Origin of the sequence: Sutcliffiella cohnii, from assembly GCF_002250055.1 — a bacterium.
GTDB classification, from domain to species: domain Bacteria; phylum Bacillota; class Bacilli; order Bacillales; family Bacillaceae_I; genus Sutcliffiella; species Sutcliffiella cohnii.
The window spans coordinates 2,499,924-2,520,864 of record NZ_CP018866.1; the positions used below are offsets into that span (position 1 = coordinate 2,499,924).

The window sequence follows — 20,941 nt, forward strand, 5'->3', positions numbered from 1 at the left end:
GGCCTAGAAGCTAGACGTATATAATTACAAAAATGACAAAAAGCCTGGCATATACCAGACTTATTTGGAAAGTATTAAGATGGTTGTTCATTTTTTTCTTTTTGTTCTTTTAGAAGTACTTTTCTAGAAAGATTTACTCTACCTTGCTTATCAATTTCCATAACTTTTACTAATACTTCATCACCGAGTTTTACGATATCTTCCACTTTATTAACTCGTTCTTCTGCTAATTCAGAAATGTGAACTAGTCCATCTTTGCCGCTAAATAATTCGACAAACGCACCGAATTTTTCAACACGTTTTACTTTACCTAAATAAATTTCACCGACTTGCACTTCACGAACGATATCTTCAATAATCTTTTTCGCTTTTTGGTTCATTTCTTCATCAACAGAAGAGATAAATACCATACCATCCTGCTCAATATCTATTTTAACACCGGTTTCTTCGATAATCTTATTAATTTGTTTACCGCTCGGTCCAATAACATCCCTAATTTTATCAGGGTTAATAGTCATTGTTAAAATTTTCGGTGCATACGTCGATAACTGCTGTCTAGGTGTATCGATTGTTTTTAACATTGACTCTAATATTTGCATTCTGCCGATTTTCGCCTGTTGAAGCGCCTCTTCTAAAATCTCTCTAGACAATCCAGCGATTTTAATATCCATTTGAAGAGCCGTTACACCTTTTGAAGTACCTGCAACTTTAAAGTCCATATCACCTAAATGATCTTCCATACCTTGGATATCAGTAAGAACCGTGTAGTGTTCACCTTTTTTTACAAGACCCATTGCAATACCGGCAACAGGAGCTTTTATTGGTACACCTGCATCCATCATAGCAAGAGTACTTGCACAAATACTCGCTTGAGATGTAGAACCGTTCGATTCTAAAACTTCAGAAACTACACGAACAGTATATGGAAAATCCTTTTCAGAAGGTAAAATTGGTTCTAAAGCTCTTTCACCTAACGCACCGTGCCCAATTTCACGACGACCTGGTCCACGCATCGGTCCAGTTTCACCAACACTAAATTGTGGGAAATTATAATGATGCATAAAACGTTTCTCTTCTTCAATTCCTAAACCATCTAAAATTTGCACATCGCCAAGCGCACCTAAAGTACAAATACTTAAAGCTTGTGTTTGTCCACGTGTGAATAGTCCAGAACCATGAGTTCTAGGTAAGATTCCCACTTCTGAAGAAAGGGGACGAATTTCATCCTTTTTACGGCCGTCTGGACGCACTTTTTCTTCTGTGATAAGTCTTCTTACTTCTTCTTTAACAAGTTTGCTTAATGTTTCTTTTACCTGTTTCACCGTATCTTCATCAGCTTCTTGCTCTTCGAAGTGGGCAAGTACTGCTTGCTTTACTTCCGTAATTGCATCTTCTCTAGCATGTTTTTCCACCACTTGTACTGCTTTGTTTAAATTAGCTTCAGCCATTTCACGAACTTTTTCTTCAATAGTCGCGTCTATTTCATATAGAGTAACTTCCATTTTGTCTTTTCCAACGGCTTGTACAATTTCTTCTTGGAAAGCAATAAGTCGTTTAATTTCTTCATGACCATACATAATGGCTTCTAACATAACTTCCTCAGGCACTTCATTTGCGCCAGCTTCAACCATGTTAATTGCGTCTTTCGTACCAGCAACAACAAGATGTAAATCACTTTGTTCTTGCTGGTCAACAGTTGGGTTAATAATAAATTCGTTGTTTATTCTCCCGATCGTTACACCAGCGATTGGCCCATCAAAAGGAATATCAGATACGCTTAACGCTAATGATGATCCGAACATTGCTGCCATTTCAGAAGAACAATCTTGGTCTACACTTAGTACAATACTAATCACTTGCACTTCATTTCTAAACCCATCAGCGAATAATGGTCTGATTGGTCTGTCGATTAAGCGGCTAGCTAATATTGCCTTTTCACTAGGTCGCCCTTCTCTTTTAATGAAGCCTCCAGGTATTTTACCTACTGCGTAAAGACGCTCCTCATAGTTTACAGTTAACGGAAAGAAATCAAGATTTTTCGGTTCTTTTGATGCAGTTGCAGTACTTAAAACTGCAGTATCTTCATAACGAACTAACACAGCGCCATTTGCCTGTTTTGCTAATTGACCTAATTCTACCGTAAGGCGTCTTCCAGCCCAATCAATAGAAAAGACTTGTTTGTCTTGTCCCATGTTTTACCCCTCTCTAGCTTATCTTATAAGCTTTTACTCATGTGTTGCCAGTAAAATTCATTATAAGGATTAATAAAAGCAACTTCATTTGAAAAAGCCTGTATAAATTAATTTCATTATGTATAGTATGAACGAAAGATGTACTTCATATCAATATATATATAACAAAAAAACCTAACAAAAAAGCGGGAAATATCCCGCTTTTTACACATTATCGACGTAAACCTAATTTGTTAATTAGATCACGATAACGAGTTACGTCTTTATTACGTAGGTAAGTTAGTAAGTTACGACGTTTACCAACCATTTTTAATAGACCACGACGAGAGTGGTGATCTTTTTTGTGCGTACGTAAATGTTCGTTTAAGTTGTTAATTTCTTCAGTTAGGACAGCGATTTGAACTTCTGGAGAACCAGTGTCAGTATCGTGTGTTTTGAATTCATTAATCAAAGCTGTTTTACGCTCTTGTGTGATTGCCATCCTATTCACCTCCTTCAATATTTAACCCCAATTACCGAGCATTCGTTGGTGAATCGAGATGCCAAGCAATGGTTTTCGTACGTATAATAGAATACACCTTTATGAGGTAAAAATCAAGTTAAAGCATTGTTTTTTTGGAAATAATTAATCGCAAACTGCTTATCCGCCTCAATTTGTTGTACTAATTCCTTAAAACTAGGAAACTTCTGTTCACTTCTAATATAAAAATGCCAATTTACTCTTACTTGTTCACCGTAAATATTTTCATTAAAATCAAACAAATGCACTTCAATAGAAACTTTCGTATTATCTGTAAATGTAGGCTTTACACCCACGTTGCAGACGCCATTATACATTACATCGTTTATTTCCATTGTAACAGCATATACCCCAGGCTTTGGAATAATATACTCATCCGTTAATTCAATATTTGCAGTTGGAAAACCAATAGTTCGTCCTCTTTTATCTCCATCTACTACCGTGCCTTTGAGTGAGTAAAAGCGACCTAATATTTCCTTCACCTTATCTACTTTTCCTAGTTGTAAGTTTTCTCTAATGAGTGAAGAACTAACTTTTTGATTATCTTTTGTTAATTTTTCTATGACAGTTTGAGTAAATGCCCCATTTGAAAATTGTGGCATTGTTTCCATTGTTCCTTTTCCAAAGCTACCAAACGAGTAATCAAAACCAGCGACTATATGTTTTACATTTAACCCTTTAATGTATTGATCAACGAAAGATTGTGGTGATAGCTTTGCTAGTTCCGGAGTGAAGGAGACTACATAAAGAATATCTACTCCTAGAGTTTGTAAAATTTCCTCTTTCTCTTTCAAAGGAGTTATATAACGAATGTTTTTCATATCGTTTCTTAATACGACAGAAGGGTGAGGGTCAAGTGTTAATACTGCACTTTGCATCTCATTTTCTTTTGCGATATTTATAGCTGTATTAATTACCTTTTGATGACCAAGATGAATTCCATCAAAAAAACCTAACGCCATCACTGTCGGTTTTAATTGTAATGCATCGATTGAAAGCGGATGTGATAAATAAACTGTTTTCATGATAAACCCCTTATTTCTGTAAAAACTTATGTATGAAACACTTTTCGCGGCTTCATTAGACCTTCCTTAGTTGGATGTTTCATATAAATAGCGAGACATTTCCCTTCATAGTACACAACAAAAAGATCTTCATCTTTCATTTCTTCTGGTAGGGGTAAAACTGCCCCATTTTTTACTTTCTCTGCTACTGTATCATTAATTGTTAATGCAGGCAATCCACGTAATGCTTTTTCAATAGGAATAAGTGCATCGTGTACATTATCTAATTGTACCATTTCCTCTAATTGTTCAAAAGAAATTGCATCATTTAATGTAAAAATTCCAGATTGGGTTCGGACTAACGAAGACATATGCGCTGGAAAACCAAGTTTTTCTCCGATTGTAACTGCTAACGTTCTAATATATGTACCTTTACTACATGTTACACGAATTGTAAACTTGACGTCATCTCCTATTTCATAAACATTTTGAGCCTCAACAATATCAATATTATGAATAGTAACTTTTCTAGTTGGCCTTTCTATTTCAATTCCTTGCCTTGCATATTCATATAATTTTTTCCCGTTTATTTTAACTGCTGAATACATTGGAGGGGTTTGATCAATTTCACCTATTAACCTTTTAGTAACAGCCTCTATTTCCTCTATAGTAATTTTCCGATCAATAACTACGGCATCTACCGTCTCTCCTGTTTGATCTTCCGTTGTAGTTGATCTACCTAACGTTACTTCTGCAACGTATGTCTTTTCTTCCGCTGTTAAATATTCCACTATTTTAGTTGCATTTCCGATACAAATTGGCAAAACACCAGTAACTTCTGGATCAAGTGTGCCCGTATGTCCTACTTTTTTCGTTTTTAGCAGTTTACGTATCTTAAATACACAATCATGTGAAGTATAACCTTTTGGTTTATTTAGTATTAAAACTCCTTCCAAATTGTTCATCCTTTCAAAATAAATTACAAAATTCACACTCAATATAGTAAGAAAAAGGATAGACATAAGCCTATCCTTTTATTCACCCTTTTCAGAAGGGGATTGATTATTAATTTCCTGTAGTAAACTTTCAATTCTGTTGCCGTAATCAACTGATTCATCAAATTCAAAGAATAGTTCAGGAGTTTTACGTAAGCGAATTCGTTTACCAATTTCACTACGAATAAAACCTTTTGCTTTTGCTAATCCAATTAACGTATCTTGGCGCTTTTCTTCGTCACCTAATACAGAAATAAAAACTTTAGCTTGTTGCAAGTCTCCTGTAACTTCCACGTCCGTAACAGTAACGAAACCAACACGTGGGTCTTTAATTTTACGACCTATAATATCGGAAAGTTCTTTTTTCATTTGCTCTCCAACACGATTTGCTCTTAACGTCACCTTTTATCACCTCTTTACAGCCAATCAAACGACGTTTCTGCTCGTTCCCATTCAGGGAAAGAATCAATGTATTGTAGTACTTTGTTCAACTCTTTATCCAACATTTGCTGGCTAGCAGAAACGGCAACAATAGCAATTTTTGTACGTTGCCATAAATCTTGATAGTCCATTTCTGCTACGGAAATATTAAAGCGTTGTTTTAGTCGAGTTAATACTCTTTGTAATACTGCCCGTTTATCTTTTAATGATTGTGCATTATAAATAATGCACTCACATTCTATATATAAAATCATTTTCTTTCAATTTCTTGCATCACATATGCTTCGATTACGTCGCCTTCTTTAATATCATTAAAGTTTTTGATCGTAATTCCACACTCGTAACCTTGACTTACTTCTTTCACGTCATCTTTGAAGCGTTTTAAGGCATCTAATTGGCCTTCGAAAATAACGATTCCATCACGAATAAGTCGAATCCCACTATCACGAGTAATTTTTCCATCTGTTACGTAAGAGCCAGCAATTGTACCAACTTTAGACACTTTAAAGGTAGTACGTACTTCTACTTGACCAATAATTTTTTCTTCAAATTCTGGGTCTAGCATTCCTTGCATAGCAGCTTCAATTTCTTCAATTACTTTGTAAATAATGCGGTGTAGGCGAATATCTACTTTTTCTACGTCTGCCGTACGTTTTGCATTTACGTCAGGACGAACGTTAAATCCGATAACTATTGCGTTAGAAGCAGATGCTAAAATAACATCACTCTCTGTAATAGCCCCTACTCCAGTGTGAATAATTTTAACTTTTACACCTTCAACGTCAATTTTGTATAGAGCTGCTGCTAGAGCCTCTGCAGAACCTTGTACATCAGCTTTAACAATTAAGTTGATTTCTTTCATTTCACCTTGTTTAATATGTTCAAATAAATCATCTAGAGTTACACGAGTTTTTTCTGATCTTTGTTCTTGTAATTGTTTTTGAGCTCTTGCCTCTCCAACTTGTCGTGCAGATTTTTCATCACTAAATACTAGGAATGTATCTCCTGCAAGTGGTACATCATTTAATCCAGTTATTTCAACAGGAGTAGATGGTCCTACTTGTTTTACTCGACGTCCTAAATCATTAACCATTGCACGTACTTTACCGAAAGTGTTTCCGACAACAATTGGATCTCCAACTTTTAACGTACCAGTTTGAACTAATAAAGTAGCAACAGATCCTCTACCTTTATCTAATTGTGCTTCAATAACAGTTCCATTAGCTTTTCTATTCGGATTTGCTTTTAATTCTTCTACTTCAGAAACAAGTAGAATCATTTCTAGTAAAGAATCAATACCATCTCCAGTTAATGCAGAAAGTGGTACAAATATAGTATCTCCACCCCAGTCCTCAGGTATGAGTCCGTGTTCTGTTAATTCCTGCATTACACGATCTGGGTTTGCAGTTGGTTTATCGATTTTATTGACGGCAACAATAATTGGCACTTCCGCAGCTTTTGCATGGTTAATTGCTTCAACTGTTTGTGGCATTACACCATCATCAGCAGCAACTACTAAAATGGTAATATCCGTTACTTTAGCACCTCGTGCACGCATCGTAGTAAACGCAGCATGCCCTGGAGTATCTAGGAACGTAATTTTTTTCCCTTCAACTGTTACTTGGTATGCACCAATATGCTGTGTTATTCCGCCAGCTTCTCCTGCTGTAACTTTTGTATTACGAATAGAATCTAATAATGTAGTTTTCCCGTGGTCAACGTGACCCATAATCGTTACAACTGGTGGACGTTCTTCTAATTGTTCTTCTGTATCTTCTTCTTCATAGTTGGCTAAATCTGTTACATCAAGTACAATTTCTTCTTCAACCTCTACACCGTACTCTGAAGCAATTAATTCAATAGCATCCTTTTCCAACTCTTGGTTAATAGTGGCCATAACACCTAACATAAATAATTTCTTAATAATTTCAGAAGGTTCTTTATGTAACTTTTTCGCTAATTCTGCAACTGATAAGGATTCAGAAAAAGTTATTTTACTTGGTAATTCTTTCACTTTAGGTTGCTGTGGAGCTTGTTGTTTTTGTTGTTGTTGATTGTTTCTGTTTTTTTGTTGCTTTTTATTTTTATTACCACGATTTTGATTGTTCTGGTTCTGTTGAGTGTTATTGTTTTTCTTTTCAGGCTTTTTGTTATTATTAGAAGCTTGCCCACTGTTACTTGTTTGTTTTTTATTTCCTTCTTTTACTGTAGTTGTAGAAGGACGTTTCACTTCTTTGTTGTTAGATTCTTTCACTTGATCATTACCTTCTGTTTTATTTGTTTGTTTAGCACTGTATGTTTGTTGCAATTTATTTAGTGAAGCGTCATCTATCGTTGACATATGGTTAGCAACATCGACATTTAATTCCTTTAATTTTGTAATGACTTCCTTACTTGATATATTATTTTGTTTGGCAAATTCATAAACTCGAATTTTTGTCATACGTTCACCCCCAGAAAAATTAATCGAGCATTGTTAATAATTTCGTAGCAAATCCTTTATCTACTATCGCTATGACGACCCTAGCTTCTTTTCCAATAGCTCGACCTAACTCATACCGATCGACGACAACTTTAATCGGTATTTCATAATGCTTACACTTATCTTGTATTTTCTTTGCTGTATTTTGGGAAGCATCTCCCGCAAGCAATACAAGTTTCGCTTTTCCACTACGGACTTCTTTTAATACTAACTCTTCACCAGTAACCGTTTTACGTGCTCTTGTAGCAAGACCAAGCGTGGATAACCAATTATTATTTATCACAATTGTTGTTTCTCCTTATCCACCAGTTGAATTAATTCATCATATAATGAATCTTCAATCGCTACATCTAAATGTCGGGATAAAATGTTACGTTTTTTAGCTGATAAAATAATTTCTTTATCTTTAGCTAAATATGCCCCTCGACCAGACTTCTTTCCTGTCAAATCAATGGAAACCTCACCTTCTTTTGAACGGACAATTCTTACGAGTTCTTTTTTCGGCTTCATTTCTTGACTAACTACACATTTACGCATTGGAATTTTTTTGCGATTGTTCACCTGGTTTCACCTCTTTTCTTACGTTCTCTATTCTTTAATCGCGAAAGTCGTCACTTTCTTCATCTTCTTTTTCCGATGAGAGAGTTAAACTCGGATAAATACCTTGCTCTTCCGCTTCTGACTCACTTTTTATATCAATTTTCCAACTTGTAAGTTTTGCTGCAAGACGGGCATTTTGACCTCGCTTACCAATCGCAAGTGATAATTGATAGTCTGGAACAACTACAGTTGTTGCCTTTTCTGCCTCATTTACGATTACTTCTAAAACTTTAGAAGGGCTTAATGCATTTGCTACAAATTCAACAGGATCACTTGACCAACGAACAATGTCAATTTTTTCTCCCTTAAGTTCGTTAACAATCGTTTGTACACGTTGTCCTTTAGGACCAACACAAGCTCCTACTGGATCAACTTCAGGATTATGACAATGTACGGAAATTTTCGAACGGTCGCCTGCTTCGCGCGCAACAGACTTTATTTCAACTGTCCCATCATAAATTTCCGGTACTTCTAATTCAAATAATCGCTTTAATAAACCTGGATGTGTTCTTGAAACAAAAATTTGAGGACCTTTTGTCGTTTTTTCCACTTTCGTAATATACACTTTAATACGATCGTGTGGCTTATAACTTTCATTAGGCATTTGTTCACCGACTGGGAGTAATGCTTCAATTTTCCCTAAACTAACATAAATAAATTTCGAATCGATTCTCTGAACAATTCCAGTCATTATATCTTCTTCTCGGTCGATATACTCTGAATAGATAACACCTCGCTCAGCCTCTCTTACTCGTTGAGTTACAACTTGTTTTGCTGTTTGAGCAGCGATTCTACCAAAGTCTTTAGGTGTAACTTCCATTTCAAGTACATCATTCTCTTGATAATTCGGATTAATTTGACGTGCTTCTGCTACAGAAATTTCTAGTCGCGGATCGAACACTTCCTCCACAACTTCTTTTCTAGCAAATACACGGAAAGTCCCTGTTTCCATATTTAAATCTACACGAACGTTCTGTGCTTGATTAAAGTTTCTTTTATAAGCGGAAATCAGTGCAGCTTCAATCGCTTCAATAATAACATCTTCACTAATACCTTTTTCCTTTACCATTAAGGATAGGGCATCTAATAATTCACTGCTCATCTAACAACAGTCCCCCTTAATACAAATGTCTTTTCATTACATCCAAAACAAAGTTTAATATTTTTTCTAGTTTAACTAACTAAAGCTAATTGCTAATCGTGCTTTTGCTACCTTTTCATATGGAATAGAAACTTCTTTTTTCTTAGTCTTAATAGTTACTTGTATAACAAGTGTTTCATTGTCAAAGGATATTAAAGTTCCTTCAAAGGTTTTTGTTCCTTCAATCGGTTCATACGTTTTTACATTAATATTTTTCCCTATAGCACGCGCGATATCTTCCTTCTTCTTTAAAGGTCGTTCTGCACCAGGAGAGGAAACTTCTAAAAAATAATTATGTGGTATTGGATCTAAGTCGTCTAGTTTTTCGCTTAACTTTTCACTAACAACCCCACAATCTTCAATATCGATTCCACCATCTTTATCAACGTAAACACGTAGAAACCATGAAGATCCTTCTTTTAAATATTCAATATCGACTAGTTCTAAATTCATTTCAAGGACAATTGGTTCCATTAATTGTTGAACGGTTTCTGTTACTTTTTCACTCATTGTTATCCTCCTTTCCCAAAATGGGAAACGCGTAGTATGAATTTTCATGTGTAAGGAGAAGATGTACTTTACTTTTTCCTTCTCTTTTTATTTCCTATTTTTCGAATAAAATCCCCCGCTAATAGCAGGGGAACGAATGCATTACTCATTACCAACAGTTATGTACGAAGAGAAAACAAGCATTTGCTAAAAGAAGAAGGGTAAATAATAACGAAAGAGTGGGTTTCCCCACTCTTTGCTAACGTCTTATATATAGCATTTCCAATAAAAATATAACATATCCACTAATAATATGCAAACTTCAAACAATTTTTTGGTAGAAAAACTTGACAATGATCAAGTTTGATACCATTAATTCTTTCTTCTAACTACAACGTGACATAGACTAGTTAAATCGTATATTTTCAGTCGACTCTGAAAAAAATGAGTTGGTGGTTTGAAGTTTGTCCGTTTCACTTCGCTGCAGACACTTGCTTTCCGCGGGGAGGGAGTCGAGCCTCCTCGGCTTCGCCTGTGGGGTCTCAACCTTCCCTCTACTTCCCGCTGGAGTCAAGTGTCTTCCGCTTCGTTCCACTCTCGGTTCTAAATCTGGCAGAAAAAACCTTAATACTGTTCAAAAATGACATCCCTATTTTTCATTCTCTAAGGTGCTAAATTTAACCTGCATGGAGATCCATCTTGAAAATTAGAATTGTATCTTAGAAAAGTGAAAGCTGGTTTTGGTCTGGTAAACCTTGGAGACAGCCGTGTTTATCTAAATATTCCATAATTGTTTTACTCACTTTTCCACGTTGCTGAAGATCTTCTTTCGATAAAAACTCTCCAGATTCTCTAGATTTAACAATATTCAATGCCGCGTTAGTTCCTAACCCTGGTATTGAATTGAATGGAGGAATTAACGTATCCCCTTCAATAATAAATTCTGATGCACTTGATTTATATAAGTCCACTTTTTGGAAAGAAAATCCTCTTTCGCACATTTCTAAAGCTAACTCTAAAACGGTTAACAACGATTTTTCTTTCGGTGATGCATCTAACCCTTTAGCATTTATCTCTTCTATAATTTTTTTAATTGCATTAGAGCCTTTTACCATAGCATCAACATCAAAATCATCTGCTCTAACTGTAAAATATGCAGCATAATAGAGTAATGGTAAATGAACTTTAAAATAGGCAATACGTACAGCCATTAATACATATGCTGCAGCATGCGCCTTCGGGAACATATACTTAATTTTTAAGCATGAGTCGATATACCAACCTGGTACATTGTTTTTAATCATCTCTTCTTTAAATTCGTCCGTTAAGCCTTTCCCTTTACGTACAGACTCCATTATTTTGAAGGCCATAGATGGGTCTAATCCTTTATAAATGAGGTAAACCATAATATCATCACGACAACCGATTACTTCACTTAACGTACAAGTTTGATTATGAATTAACTCTTGTGCATTCCCTAACCAAACGTCCGTTCCATGCGACAACCCCGATATTTGGACAAGTTCAGAAAATGTGGATGGCTTCGTATCTTCTAACATTTGACGAACGAATCTCGTACCAAACTCTGGAATCCCTAACGTTCCTGTTTTACACATTATTTGCTCTTCTGTTACTCCGAGTGATTCTGTACCACTAAATATTTTCATTACTTCTGGATCGTCAGTAGGTATCGTTTTCGGATCAATACCACTTAAATCTTGTAACATACGAATGACAGTAGGGTCATCGTGTCCTAGTATGTCCAACTTCAGTAAGTTATCATGAATGGAATGGAAATCAAAATGCGTTGTTTTCCATTCTGAATTTCGATCGTCTGCTGGGTACTGTATTGGAGAGAAATCATATATGTCCATATAATCTGGTACTACTATAATTCCACCTGGATGCTGTCCAGTAGTTCGTTTTACCCCAACACAACCAGATGATAGTCGATCAATTTCAGCCCCACGTAATATTAAATTACGATCATTTGCGTAACCTTTTACATATCCGTAGGCTGTTTTATCAGCTACAGTACCGATAGTTCCGGCACGATATACATACTCTTCTCCGAACAGTACTTTCGTATAGTTATGAGCTATTGGCTGATATTCACCAGAAAAGTTTAGATCGATATCAGGAACTTTATCTCCTTTAAATCCTAAGAAAGTTTCAAACGGGATGTCATGGCCGTCCTTCTTATAAGCAGCTCCACACTTCGGACAGTCTTTGTTTGGTAAATCAAAACCTGAACCTACAGAACCATCATCAAAAAATTCAGAGTGCTTACATGCGGGACAAACGTAATGTGGTGGTAGTGGATTTACCTCTGTAATTTCTGTCATTGTTGCAACGAATGAAGAACCTACAGATCCACGTGAACCTACTAGATATCCGTCATCTAACGACTTTTTTACGAGTTTATGAGAAATTAAATAGATAACGGCAAAACCGTGACCGATAATACTTTTTAACTCTTTCTCAATTCTTTTCTCTACAATTTCAGGAAGCTCATCTCCATATATGCTTCGAGCCATATTATAACTCATGTTACGTATTTCATCATCTGCCCCTTCTATTTTAGGGGTATATAGATCATCTTTTATCGGTTTTATTTCATCTATCATATCAGCAATTTTTTGCGTATTCGTTACGACAATTTCCTTTGCTTTTTCTTCTCCGAGAAAAGAGAAAAGCTCAATCATTTCATCAGTCGTTCTAAAGTGAACATCTGGTAGCCTGTGACGATTTAACGGGTTCGCACCTGCTTGAGAGCGGACTAAAATTTCACGATGTATTTTGTCCACTTCATTTAAATAATGTACATTTCCAGTTGCAACTACCGGTAACCCTTTTTTCTCCCCTAGTTTTACGATATTCGTTATAATTTCCTTTAAGGAATTCTCATCTTTTACAAGTTCTAATTCTAACAAATGTGCATAGTTAGGTGGAGGTTGTACTTCTATATAATCATAGAAGTCTGCAATTTCTTCTACCTCATCCGGAGTCTTTTGCATCATCCCTTCAAATACTTCACCTTTGTCGCAAGCAGTTCCCACAAGTATACCTTCACGATACTTCTCCAATACTGATCTCGGAATTCTTGGGACACGGAAAAAGTATTCTATATGAGAAATAGAAACTAATTTAAACAAGTTTTTTAAGCCTATATCATTTTGTGCTAAAAGTGTTATATGAGAAGGTCTAGCACGTTGATATGCATTGGATTTACCGCTATTATCATTTAACTCGTCGTGGAATGTAATTCCTTTTTCATTCGCATCCTTTAGCATTTTTACTAGTAAGTAACCAGTTGCTTCAGCGTCATAAATCGCGCGGTGATGCTGTGTGAGTTCTATATCAAACTTTTTACATAGTGTATTTAATCGGTGATTTTTCATCTCAGGATATAGTAGTCTTCCAAGCTCTAACGTATCTATAACTGGATTTTTTGACTTTCCTAAACCAATTCGTTGGAATCCAATATTTAAAAAGCCCATATCAAAGCTAGCGTTGTGGGCTACTAATATATCATTACCGATCCAATCATAAAAGTTTCTTAATACTTCCTCTATTTCCGGCGCATCGCGAACCATATCATCTGTAATACCAGTAAGGTCAATCGTTGTAGCAGATAATGGATGGTGTGGGTTAGCAAATGATTCAAAGCGGTCTATAATTTCGCCACCCTTTATTTTTACAGCAGCTAATTCAATAATTTTGTCATACATTGCAGAAAGGCCTGTTGTTTCTACGTCAAATACAATATAAGTTTCTTCGGCCAATTCTCGATGAGCAGAGTTATAAGCAATTGGAACTCCATCATCTACAAGGTTTGCCTCTACTCCATATAAAATCTTAATTCCATTTTTCTTACCAGCTGAATATGCTTCCGGAAAAGATTGCGCTATACCGTGGTCTGTTACAGCAATTGCAGGATGCCCCCATCTTTTTGCTTGAGCAACTAATTTAGATACACCTGTTACTGCATCCATTTGACTCATTGGAGTATGAAGATGTAACTCAACTCTTTTTTCATCAGCAGGGGCGTTATCCTTTCGCTCTTTACCTTGAATTTGATTAATATCAGAAGCCATCATAACAAGATCGCGAACGAATGTGTCATTTTGAATACTACCTCTAATTTTAAGCCACATTCCTTTATTGATTGCTTGTAGTAACGGAATATCCTCTTTTCCTTTTGAGAACATTTTTACTAATATAGAATTAGTATAATCTGTAATTTTTAAAGTTAAAAGTGTTCTACCGCTTCGTAATTCTTTCGTTTCAACATCAAAAACGTAACCTTGTACAACCACTTTCCGCTCTTCTTCTGTGATTTCATCTAATGTTTTAAATAATTCATTATCATTTTTAATTTCATAACCAATCATAATTGGTCCTGAAGGAACATCTGCAGAATCAGGTTGTGAATCTTTCTTCTGCATTTCTGTTACAGCTGCTAGAGCTTTTTCACTATCTTCTTGCATTTTTTGTTCTTCAAATTGTTTGAATTCTTGTTCAGAAAATGAAAGAGTAGTATCTAGCATCATCGTTGGAAATCCGTAAGATTCATAAGTTGAAGTAATAATCGAACTTAGTTTTCTTTTAACCGTGATTGCTTCTGCTTCATTTCTTGCAGTTATCGTAATCTTTTGACCTGTTAATGTTGGCAATTGATTTTGTAATAAATTTAATAAAAGCGGAGAAGACCCGTCCATTTCTTTTAAAAAGATAGGCCAATATTCTTGAATTAACTTTTCATTTAAATCCCTTTCACGCACAGATATTTGAAACGTTATATCTGCAATATGGGAAAAATTTTTGATTAGTGCTGCTTTAAAAATCTCATATATATTTGCAGGAATTAGCTTTTCAAATTCAAAATAAAAGTCCCATTTTTTATCTATTTTGTTTACAACTAATTTTTCTATTTCCGCATCTTGAAAAAACGTAACAATATCATCGTTTGTTAGCTGTAACTGCTGGAGGAGAAGACGGAATCTCTCTTTTCTTTCTTGTGATTGTGACATTTTCTCCTATCTCCTTTCTTCCCTTTGTTCAAATAACTTTCAAACCCTTATCAAAAAAATAACTCATAACATGGATTTACCGTCTAACAGCATGTATCGTTAAATGGTCTTCCCCCATTATTATGAGTTATATATAGTCTAGACGGTGTTGATGATTCGACTAATAGATATATATTGTATTAAAAAACTAAAAAAATGTCGAATTTCACGAAAACTAGTTGTCCCATTTATTGTACACTATTTTAGCTATGTTGAACTAATATTTTATCGAAACTTCTTCCACTTTACTAGTTTTTCGCCAAATTACAGCAATTTTTTCATCCGGAATACGAATTTTTTTGTCTTATAGACTTAATCAACAACAAGAAAGAACTTGCATCTAAAAAAGATGCAAGTATCTTGTTAATCATTTTATAAGAAGAATCGTTGAATATCATTCCAAGTCACGACAAGCATTAGTAGCATTAATAGTGCAAATCCAATTAAGTGTACTAAACCTTCTTTATGTCGATCAATTGGCTTTCCTCTAACAGCTTCTACCGCGAAAAACATTAACCTTCCACCGTCTAGTGCAGGAATAGGTAATAAGTTAATAATACCAAGGTTAATACTTAATACAGCCGCCCATCTCATTAATAAAAAGATACCAGACTCTGCGACAACTTCTGTAGATTTATATATACCAACAGGTCCGGAGAGCATATCGATTGAAAATTGCCCTGTAACTAATTTTCCTACACCGATAATAATTTCTTTCGTCCACGTATACGTCTCAACTCCTGCTCTAGGAATTGCTGTTACAATCGATTTTTCCATCGGCATGTATACACCGATAATACCTCTAGTTTCACCATCTACTTCATCAGCTTTTGGTGTTACAGGAATATTCATAGATTGCCCGTTACGTTCAATATGGAATAATAATTCTTCACTAGGGCTAGCCTGAATGATCGCGACTATCTCTTCCCATGTAGAAACTGTTGTGTCATTAATAGCAATAACAGTATCGTCCTTTTGGAAACCTGCAGCTAACGCAGGTCCATCTGGTGTTAAATCCCCTAACTTCGCCTCGTTCACAGGATAGCCATGGACAATACCGAGAAAAGCAAAAATGATAAATGCTAAAACGAAGTTCATCATTGGACCAGCAAAAATAGCCATTGTACGTTGCCATAATGTTTTTGATGCAAACTGACGTTTATAAGGAGCAATTTGCACTTCTTGTCCGTCAACAATAAAATACGATTCATCACTAACTTTATACAAGGTTAATGTTTCTTCATCACTAAGCTCGTAACCTTTAATAATCATTTCATGCTCAAGATCTGCATGTTCGACTTCTATTATTTTTGCATCTGGATATTTATCTTTATTGTTAATAACAACTTTATTAACTTCACCCTGCTCATTAAATAAGAGGCCAACGTGATATCCAGCCTTTACATCAATCATTTCTGGGTCTTCCCCAGCCATTCTAACAAAACCACCAATCGGTAATAAACGGATCGTATAAACGGTTTCGTTTTTCTTAAAAGAAAACACTTTTGGTCCAAATCCTATAGCAAACTCTCTACATAAAATACCTGCACGTTTCGCAAATATTAAATGTCCCCATTCATGAACAAAAACTAACACTCCAAAAATAATAATAAAAGAAATAACTGTTTCCACGTGGTTCCTCACCTCTTATTCAAATAGTGAACGAACAAACTCCCTAGTTTCTTTATCAACGTCTTGAATAGTTGGTAAATCTGGGTTTTGTAAAACTTGATGTCTGTTCATAGCTTGTGCAATGAAACTTTCAATCGTTAAAAAGTCAATTTGTTTATTCAAAAATGCAGATACAGCTATTTCATTTGCTGCATTTAATACGGTAGGTAAAGTACCACCTATCTTTCCAGCTTCAAACGCAAATTGTAAACAACGATATCGCTCAAAATTAGCTTGTTCAAAATGCAGCCGTCCAATATCGGCCAAACTTAATCGATTACCAGCTTCGTATGGAAGTCTATCTGGATAGGTTAAAGCGTAGCGTATAGGTACCCTCATATCTGGGGTGCCTAGTTGCGCAATAATACTTGTATCATGGAATTCTACCATTGAATGAATAATGCTTTCTCTATGTAGAAGAACATTTATGCGGTCATACGGAATGTTAAATAACCAGTGAGCCTCAATTACCTCTAATCCCTTATTCATCATCGTGGCAGAATCTATCGTTATTTTAGCTCCCATCGACCAGTTTGGGTGTTGTAAAGCTTCATCAACCGTAACTCCGACTAACTGCTCTCTCGTTTTATCACGGAAGCTTCCACCAGAGGCTGTAATGATTAAAGAATGTATATTTTTTTCTCGCTCACCTTGTAAACATTGAAAAATTGCGGAATGTTCACTATCCACAGGAAGGATGTCCACATCATTTTTCTTTGCAGCCTCCATTACGAGGTGTCCTGCAGTAACTAAAGTTTCTTTATTTGCTAATGCAATGGTTTTTTTACATTCTATTGCTTGTAATGTTGGTATTAAACCTACGCTTCCGACCACAGCATTAACTAATATATCAGCTTCTTGTATCGTTGCTACCGCTAGGTTTCCTTCTTCTCCATACAAAATTTCTACATGCTGGGAAGAAGAGGTTTTTGTTTTTAATTCTTTCCACGCATCCATATCATTAACAGATACTAGTTTTGGTGAAAATTCTTTAATAATTTCTATAGCCATTTGTACATTCGTTCCGACACTAAAAGCTATCAGTTCAAAATGTTCTGGATGTTGTCGAATGACATCCAATGTTTGGGTACCGATAGAACCTGATGCACCCAATAAACTAATTCGTTTCACTTTTGTGAACTCCTCTCTCTCTTTAAAACATGAAAGGTAATAATAGAATAGAAAATAAGCTCCGCAATAGTTAGACCTTCTTGTCCGTTTCTTCCGTTACAAACAAAAATCTTTACACTATGTGTGTGGGCATGGTCCAATTTTTTACTTACATGATGTCTACGCTAAAAATCTATGTAAAAAATGGAGAATAGGAAGGATGAATAGTAGACTATCGAACCTGTCTAAAATTCCACCATGGCCAGGTAATAAACTTCCTGAATCTTTCACGTCGTAATGTCTCTTTAAACCAGATTCTACCAAATCCCCAATTTGTCCAAAAATGGACAGTAATATAGCTAAAATTATGATAACGACAAGGGGTTCATCAAAATTTACTAGAAAGTAAAAACCTGTAGCTACTATTACCGCACAAAAAATCCCACCTAAAGAACCTTCTATCGTTTTATTTGGACTTATTTCTGGCCATAATTTATTTTTACCAATTGATCTCCCAATAAAATAAGCTCCTGAATCCGTAGTCCAAATAACAAATAAAGCAAAAATTAGATAGATAATGCCTAGTTCTCTTGTCTCAATTAAATAATAAAATCCAAGACCAACATAAATAATAGATAACAAACTAAATCCTACATCATCGAATGAAAATTTATTTTTTGTAATGACTGTATACGTCAGAAATAGTAATACCGCAATCAAAACTAATTCGAGTTTAGATAACTTGATGTATTCATGCAGTTGGAAACTGCTCGGTATTAATAAAAACCATAAAAGTAAAAGACTTATTATTCCTGGTACACTAGTCAGACCTATTTTTTTCATACGAAATGCTTCAAATAAACCGACTGTTGCCATTAAATATACTAGAATCACAAAAGGAAGGCCACCATATATTGCGATCGGTAAAAAAATAGCACCAGCTACTATTGCTGTAATAATCCGTTGTTTCATTTTATGTTCCACACCTTCTTATATACCACCAAATCTTCTTCCTCGTTTCTGAAAAGTGGCAATTGCTCTATATAACTCTTGTTCACTGAAATCTGGCCATAATACATCTGAAAAATAAAACTCTGTATATGCTAGCTGCCATAACATAAAATTGCTCAATCTTAATTCTCCACTTGTTCGAATAAGCAAATCAGGATCAGGGAGTGCATGACTATATAAGTAACCGCTAAACAAACTCTCGTTTATTTCAGATTCTATTATTTTTCCATTTTTAACATCATCCACTATGTTTCGGACTGCATGAACTATTTCATCTCGACTACCATAGTTTAATGCAAAATTTAATGTGAGTCCCGTATTATGCTTTGTTTCTTCGATTGCCTTATCCACAGCATTAAGTGTATGATTCGGAATGGCATCTCTGTTTCCCATCAATTGAACTTTTACATTTTTTTCTACCAATTCTGGAAGAAAAGTACTTAAAAACTCTTCTGGTAATTTCATTAAATATTCAACTTCCATTTTAGGGCGTTTCCAATTTTCAGTTGAAAATGCATACATCGTTAATGCTTTTACCCCTAGCTCATTAGCACAAATTGTAATCTTCCGTACCGTTTTCATTCCTTCATGATGGCCCGCAATTCTAGGTAATGCTCTTTTTTGAGCCCACCTACCATTACCATCCATAATAATAGCAATATGTTCTGGTACAGGCATTTGAAGAATATCTTCTTTGCTATAATTTCCAGAGGGTTCTTTGCCTCTCCATTGTTGTATTTTTTTCAGCATAAAAATCCTCCAATGAGATAAATAAATCAAGAGTTTTTTTGTTTTTACTCTTCATTCTATTTATAGTAACAGTATTAACAAAAAAACCCCCTGTAATCATTAGAGGGTCTTTTTACTTCTTCTATTTTACAACTAATTAGCTTATACTTCCATTATTTCTTGTTCTTTTTCTTTAGTTAATTTATCAATTTTTGCCACATGGTCATCTGTTAGCTTTTGAATGTCTTCTGTGAAGCTACGTAATTCATCCTCCGTAATATCTCCACTTTTCTCTAGCTTCTTAAGGTCATCATTACCGTCACGACGGATGTTACGGATACCTACTTTCGCTTCTTCTGCATATTTTTTGACTACTTTTGTTAAATCTTTACGTCTTTCTTCTGTTAAAGCAGGAATAGAAATACGAAGTACAGAACCGTCATTTGTAGGATTTAAACCTAAGTCTGATTTCATTATTGCTTTTTCAATATCTCCAATAGAAGACTTATCATATGGTTGAATTACTAATAATCTAGCTTCAGGAACGTTTATAGAAGCTAGTTGATTAACAGGTGTAGGTGCACCGTAGTAATCTACTGTAATTTTATCTAAAAGATTTGCACTAGCACGTCCAGCACGAACACTTGCTAGCTCTCGCGAATAAGCTGCAATTGCCTTTTCCATTTTTTCTTTTACTGAAGAAATTACTTGTTTACTCATGTTATTTCCCCCTCACTATTGTACCAATATTTTCACCTAATACTGCTCGTTTAATATTTCCTTCTTCCATAATAGAGAAGACGATGATTGGAATATCATTGTCCATACATAATGATGATGCAGTAGAATCCATAACTGCTAAACCTTCACGTAAAACATCTAAATAAGATAATGTTTCATATTTAGTTGCTGTAGCATCAATTGTTGGATCTGCACTATATACACCATCAACATTGTTTTTAGCCATTAGAATAACATCCGCTTCTATTTCCGCTGCACGTAATGCTGCCGTTGTATCAGTAGAAAAGTATGGATTCCCAGTACCTGCTGCAAAAATTACTACTCTTTTCTTTTCTAAATGACGAATTGCTTTTCTTCTTATGTAAGGTTCCGCTACTTGTCTCATTTCAATTGAGGTTTGTACTCTCGTTTCAACCCCAAATGTTTCCAAGCTGTCTTGTAATGCTAATGAGTTCATCACAGTTGCTAGCATGCCCATGTAATCAGCCGTAGCACGATCCATGCCCATTTCGCTACCAACTTTTCCTCTCCAAATGTTTCCACCACCAACAACTACAGCAACTTCAACACCTAGTTCAGCTAATTCTTTAACTTGACTAGTTACAGATTTGATGACAGTTGGATTAATTCCAAACCCTTGATCACCTGCAAGAGCTTCTCCACTTAACTTTAATACGACGCGTTTATATTTTGCTTGAGCCATTTTTACCTCCACTTTAATAAAAGGATATTGTTAATAGATA

At 35.3% G+C, this 20,941-nt stretch carries 18 protein-coding genes; all 18 read right to left on the reverse strand.

Going from position 1 to position 20,941, the window contains the following annotated elements; genetic code table 11:
* Nucleotides 1–74: 74 nt before the first annotated feature.
* The gene (gene pnp, locus BC6307_RS12405) at nucleotides 75–2,192 is read right to left on the reverse strand and encodes a polyribonucleotide nucleotidyltransferase (RefSeq protein ID WP_066413260.1); all 2,118 of its coding nucleotides are present in this window, start codon (nucleotides 2,190–2,192) and stop codon (nucleotides 75–77) included.
* A 211-nt stretch (nucleotides 2,193–2,403) separates the two neighbouring features.
* Nucleotides 2,404–2,673 carry a 30S ribosomal protein S15 gene (gene rpsO, locus BC6307_RS12410; RefSeq protein WP_066413262.1) on the reverse strand — a complete coding sequence of 90 codons (270 nt, stop codon included), beginning with the start codon at nucleotides 2,671–2,673 and terminating at the stop codon, nucleotides 2,404–2,406.
* Between the two features lie 113 nt (nucleotides 2,674–2,786).
* A complete protein-coding gene (gene ribF / locus BC6307_RS12415; protein WP_066413264.1) occupies nucleotides 2,787–3,737 on the reverse strand; it encodes a bifunctional riboflavin kinase/FAD synthetase in 951 nt (316 codons plus the stop codon).
* A gap of 26 nt (nucleotides 3,738–3,763) precedes the next feature.
* Nucleotides 3,764–4,672 carry a tRNA pseudouridine(55) synthase TruB gene (truB, locus tag BC6307_RS12420; RefSeq protein ID WP_066413267.1) on the reverse strand — a complete coding sequence of 303 codons (909 nt, stop codon included), beginning with the start codon at nucleotides 4,670–4,672 and terminating at the stop codon, nucleotides 3,764–3,766.
* A gap of 78 nt (nucleotides 4,673–4,750) precedes the next feature.
* The gene (rbfA, locus tag BC6307_RS12425) at nucleotides 4,751–5,113 is read right to left on the reverse strand and encodes a 30S ribosome-binding factor RbfA (RefSeq protein ID WP_066413270.1); all 363 of its coding nucleotides are present in this window, start codon (nucleotides 5,111–5,113) and stop codon (nucleotides 4,751–4,753) included.
* 14 nt (nucleotides 5,114–5,127) lie between these two features.
* Nucleotides 5,128–5,406 carry a DUF503 domain-containing protein gene (locus tag BC6307_RS12430; RefSeq protein ID WP_066413273.1) on the reverse strand — a complete coding sequence of 93 codons (279 nt, stop codon included), beginning with the start codon at nucleotides 5,404–5,406 and terminating at the stop codon, nucleotides 5,128–5,130.
* The gene (infB, locus tag BC6307_RS12435) at nucleotides 5,403–7,595 is read right to left on the reverse strand and encodes a translation initiation factor IF-2 (protein ID WP_066413276.1); all 2,193 of its coding nucleotides are present in this window, start codon (nucleotides 7,593–7,595) and stop codon (nucleotides 5,403–5,405) included. The genes BC6307_RS12430 and infB overlap by 4 nt, the downstream gene beginning before the upstream one ends.
* Before the next feature lie 19 nt (nucleotides 7,596–7,614).
* The gene (locus BC6307_RS12440; RefSeq protein WP_412766298.1) at nucleotides 7,615–7,914 is read right to left on the reverse strand and encodes a YlxQ family RNA-binding protein; all 300 of its coding nucleotides are present in this window, start codon (nucleotides 7,912–7,914) and stop codon (nucleotides 7,615–7,617) included.
* Nucleotides 7,914–8,195, reverse strand: coding sequence for an RNase P modulator RnpM (rnpM, locus tag BC6307_RS12445; protein ID WP_066413279.1), 282 nt, complete (start codon nucleotides 8,193–8,195; stop codon nucleotides 7,914–7,916). The genes BC6307_RS12440 and rnpM overlap by 1 nt, the downstream gene beginning before the upstream one ends.
* A 34-nt stretch (nucleotides 8,196–8,229) precedes the next feature.
* Nucleotides 8,230–9,336, reverse strand: coding sequence for a transcription termination factor NusA (gene nusA / locus BC6307_RS12450; protein ID WP_066413282.1), 1,107 nt, complete (start codon nucleotides 9,334–9,336; stop codon nucleotides 8,230–8,232).
* A gap of 75 nt (nucleotides 9,337–9,411) precedes the next feature.
* Nucleotides 9,412–9,885 (reverse strand): ribosome maturation factor RimP, encoded by a 474-nt coding sequence (gene rimP / locus BC6307_RS12455; protein WP_066413284.1) that lies wholly within the window; start codon nucleotides 9,883–9,885, stop codon nucleotides 9,412–9,414.
* Between the two features lie 698 nt (nucleotides 9,886–10,583).
* Nucleotides 10,584–14,897 (reverse strand): PolC-type DNA polymerase III, encoded by a 4,314-nt coding sequence (locus BC6307_RS12460; protein ID WP_066413286.1) that lies wholly within the window; start codon nucleotides 14,895–14,897, stop codon nucleotides 10,584–10,586.
* A 411-nt stretch (nucleotides 14,898–15,308) separates the two neighbouring features.
* Nucleotides 15,309–16,568, reverse strand: a complete 1,260-nt coding sequence (rseP, locus tag BC6307_RS12465) for an RIP metalloprotease RseP (RefSeq protein ID WP_066413288.1) — start codon at nucleotides 16,566–16,568, stop codon at nucleotides 15,309–15,311.
* A gap of 15 nt (nucleotides 16,569–16,583) precedes the next feature.
* On the reverse strand, nucleotides 16,584–17,738 hold the full coding sequence (dxr, locus tag BC6307_RS12470; protein ID WP_066413290.1) for a 1-deoxy-D-xylulose-5-phosphate reductoisomerase: 1,155 nt from the start codon (nucleotides 17,736–17,738) through the stop codon (nucleotides 16,584–16,586).
* Nucleotides 17,739–17,897: 159 nt separating this feature from the next.
* Complete coding sequence (locus BC6307_RS12475; RefSeq protein WP_066413294.1) at nucleotides 17,898–18,689, reverse strand: phosphatidate cytidylyltransferase; 792 nt, start codon at nucleotides 18,687–18,689, stop codon at nucleotides 17,898–17,900.
* A gap of 18 nt (nucleotides 18,690–18,707) precedes the next feature.
* Complete coding sequence (locus BC6307_RS12480) at nucleotides 18,708–19,478, reverse strand: undecaprenyl pyrophosphate synthase (RefSeq protein WP_066413301.1); 771 nt, start codon at nucleotides 19,476–19,478, stop codon at nucleotides 18,708–18,710.
* 141 nt (nucleotides 19,479–19,619) lie between these two features.
* On the reverse strand, nucleotides 19,620–20,177 hold the full coding sequence (gene frr, locus BC6307_RS12485) for a ribosome recycling factor (protein WP_066413303.1): 558 nt from the start codon (nucleotides 20,175–20,177) through the stop codon (nucleotides 19,620–19,622).
* A gap of 1 nt (nucleotide 20,178) precedes the next feature.
* A complete protein-coding gene (gene pyrH, locus BC6307_RS12490) occupies nucleotides 20,179–20,901 on the reverse strand; it encodes a UMP kinase (RefSeq protein WP_066413305.1) in 723 nt (240 codons plus the stop codon).
* Between the last annotated feature and the right edge of the window lie 40 nt (nucleotides 20,902–20,941).

Coding starts and splice junctions, on each gene's coding strand:
- BC6307_RS12430 (WP_066413273.1), bottom strand. CDS start 5,406: ATGATTTTATATATAGAATGTGAGTGCATTATTTATAATGCACAATCA.
- pnp (WP_066413260.1), bottom strand. CDS start 2,192: ATGGGACAAGACAAACAAGTCTTTTCTATTGATTGGGCTGGAAGACGC.
- rimP (WP_066413284.1), bottom strand. CDS start 9,885: ATGAGTGAAAAAGTAACAGAAACCGTTCAACAATTAATGGAACCAATT.
- pyrH (WP_066413305.1), bottom strand. CDS start 20,901: ATGGCTCAAGCAAAATATAAACGCGTCGTATTAAAGTTAAGTGGAGAA.
- BC6307_RS12480 (WP_066413301.1), bottom strand. CDS start 19,478: ATGCTGAAAAAAATACAACAATGGAGAGGCAAAGAACCCTCTGGAAAT.
- infB (WP_066413276.1), bottom strand. CDS start 7,595: ATGACAAAAATTCGAGTTTATGAATTTGCCAAACAAAATAATATATCA.
- frr (WP_066413303.1), bottom strand. CDS start 20,177: ATGAGTAAACAAGTAATTTCTTCAGTAAAAGAAAAAATGGAAAAGGCA.
- BC6307_RS12460 (WP_066413286.1), bottom strand. CDS start 14,897: ATGTCACAATCACAAGAAAGAAAAGAGAGATTCCGTCTTCTCCTCCAG.
- nusA (WP_066413282.1), bottom strand. CDS start 9,336: ATGAGCAGTGAATTATTAGATGCCCTATCCTTAATGGTAAAGGAAAAA.
- rpsO (WP_066413262.1), bottom strand. CDS start 2,673: ATGGCAATCACACAAGAGCGTAAAACAGCTTTGATTAATGAATTCAAA.
- BC6307_RS12475 (WP_066413294.1), bottom strand. CDS start 18,689: ATGAAACAACGGATTATTACAGCAATAGTAGCTGGTGCTATTTTTTTA.
- ribF (WP_066413264.1), bottom strand. CDS start 3,737: ATGAAAACAGTTTATTTATCACATCCGCTTTCAATCGATGCATTACAA.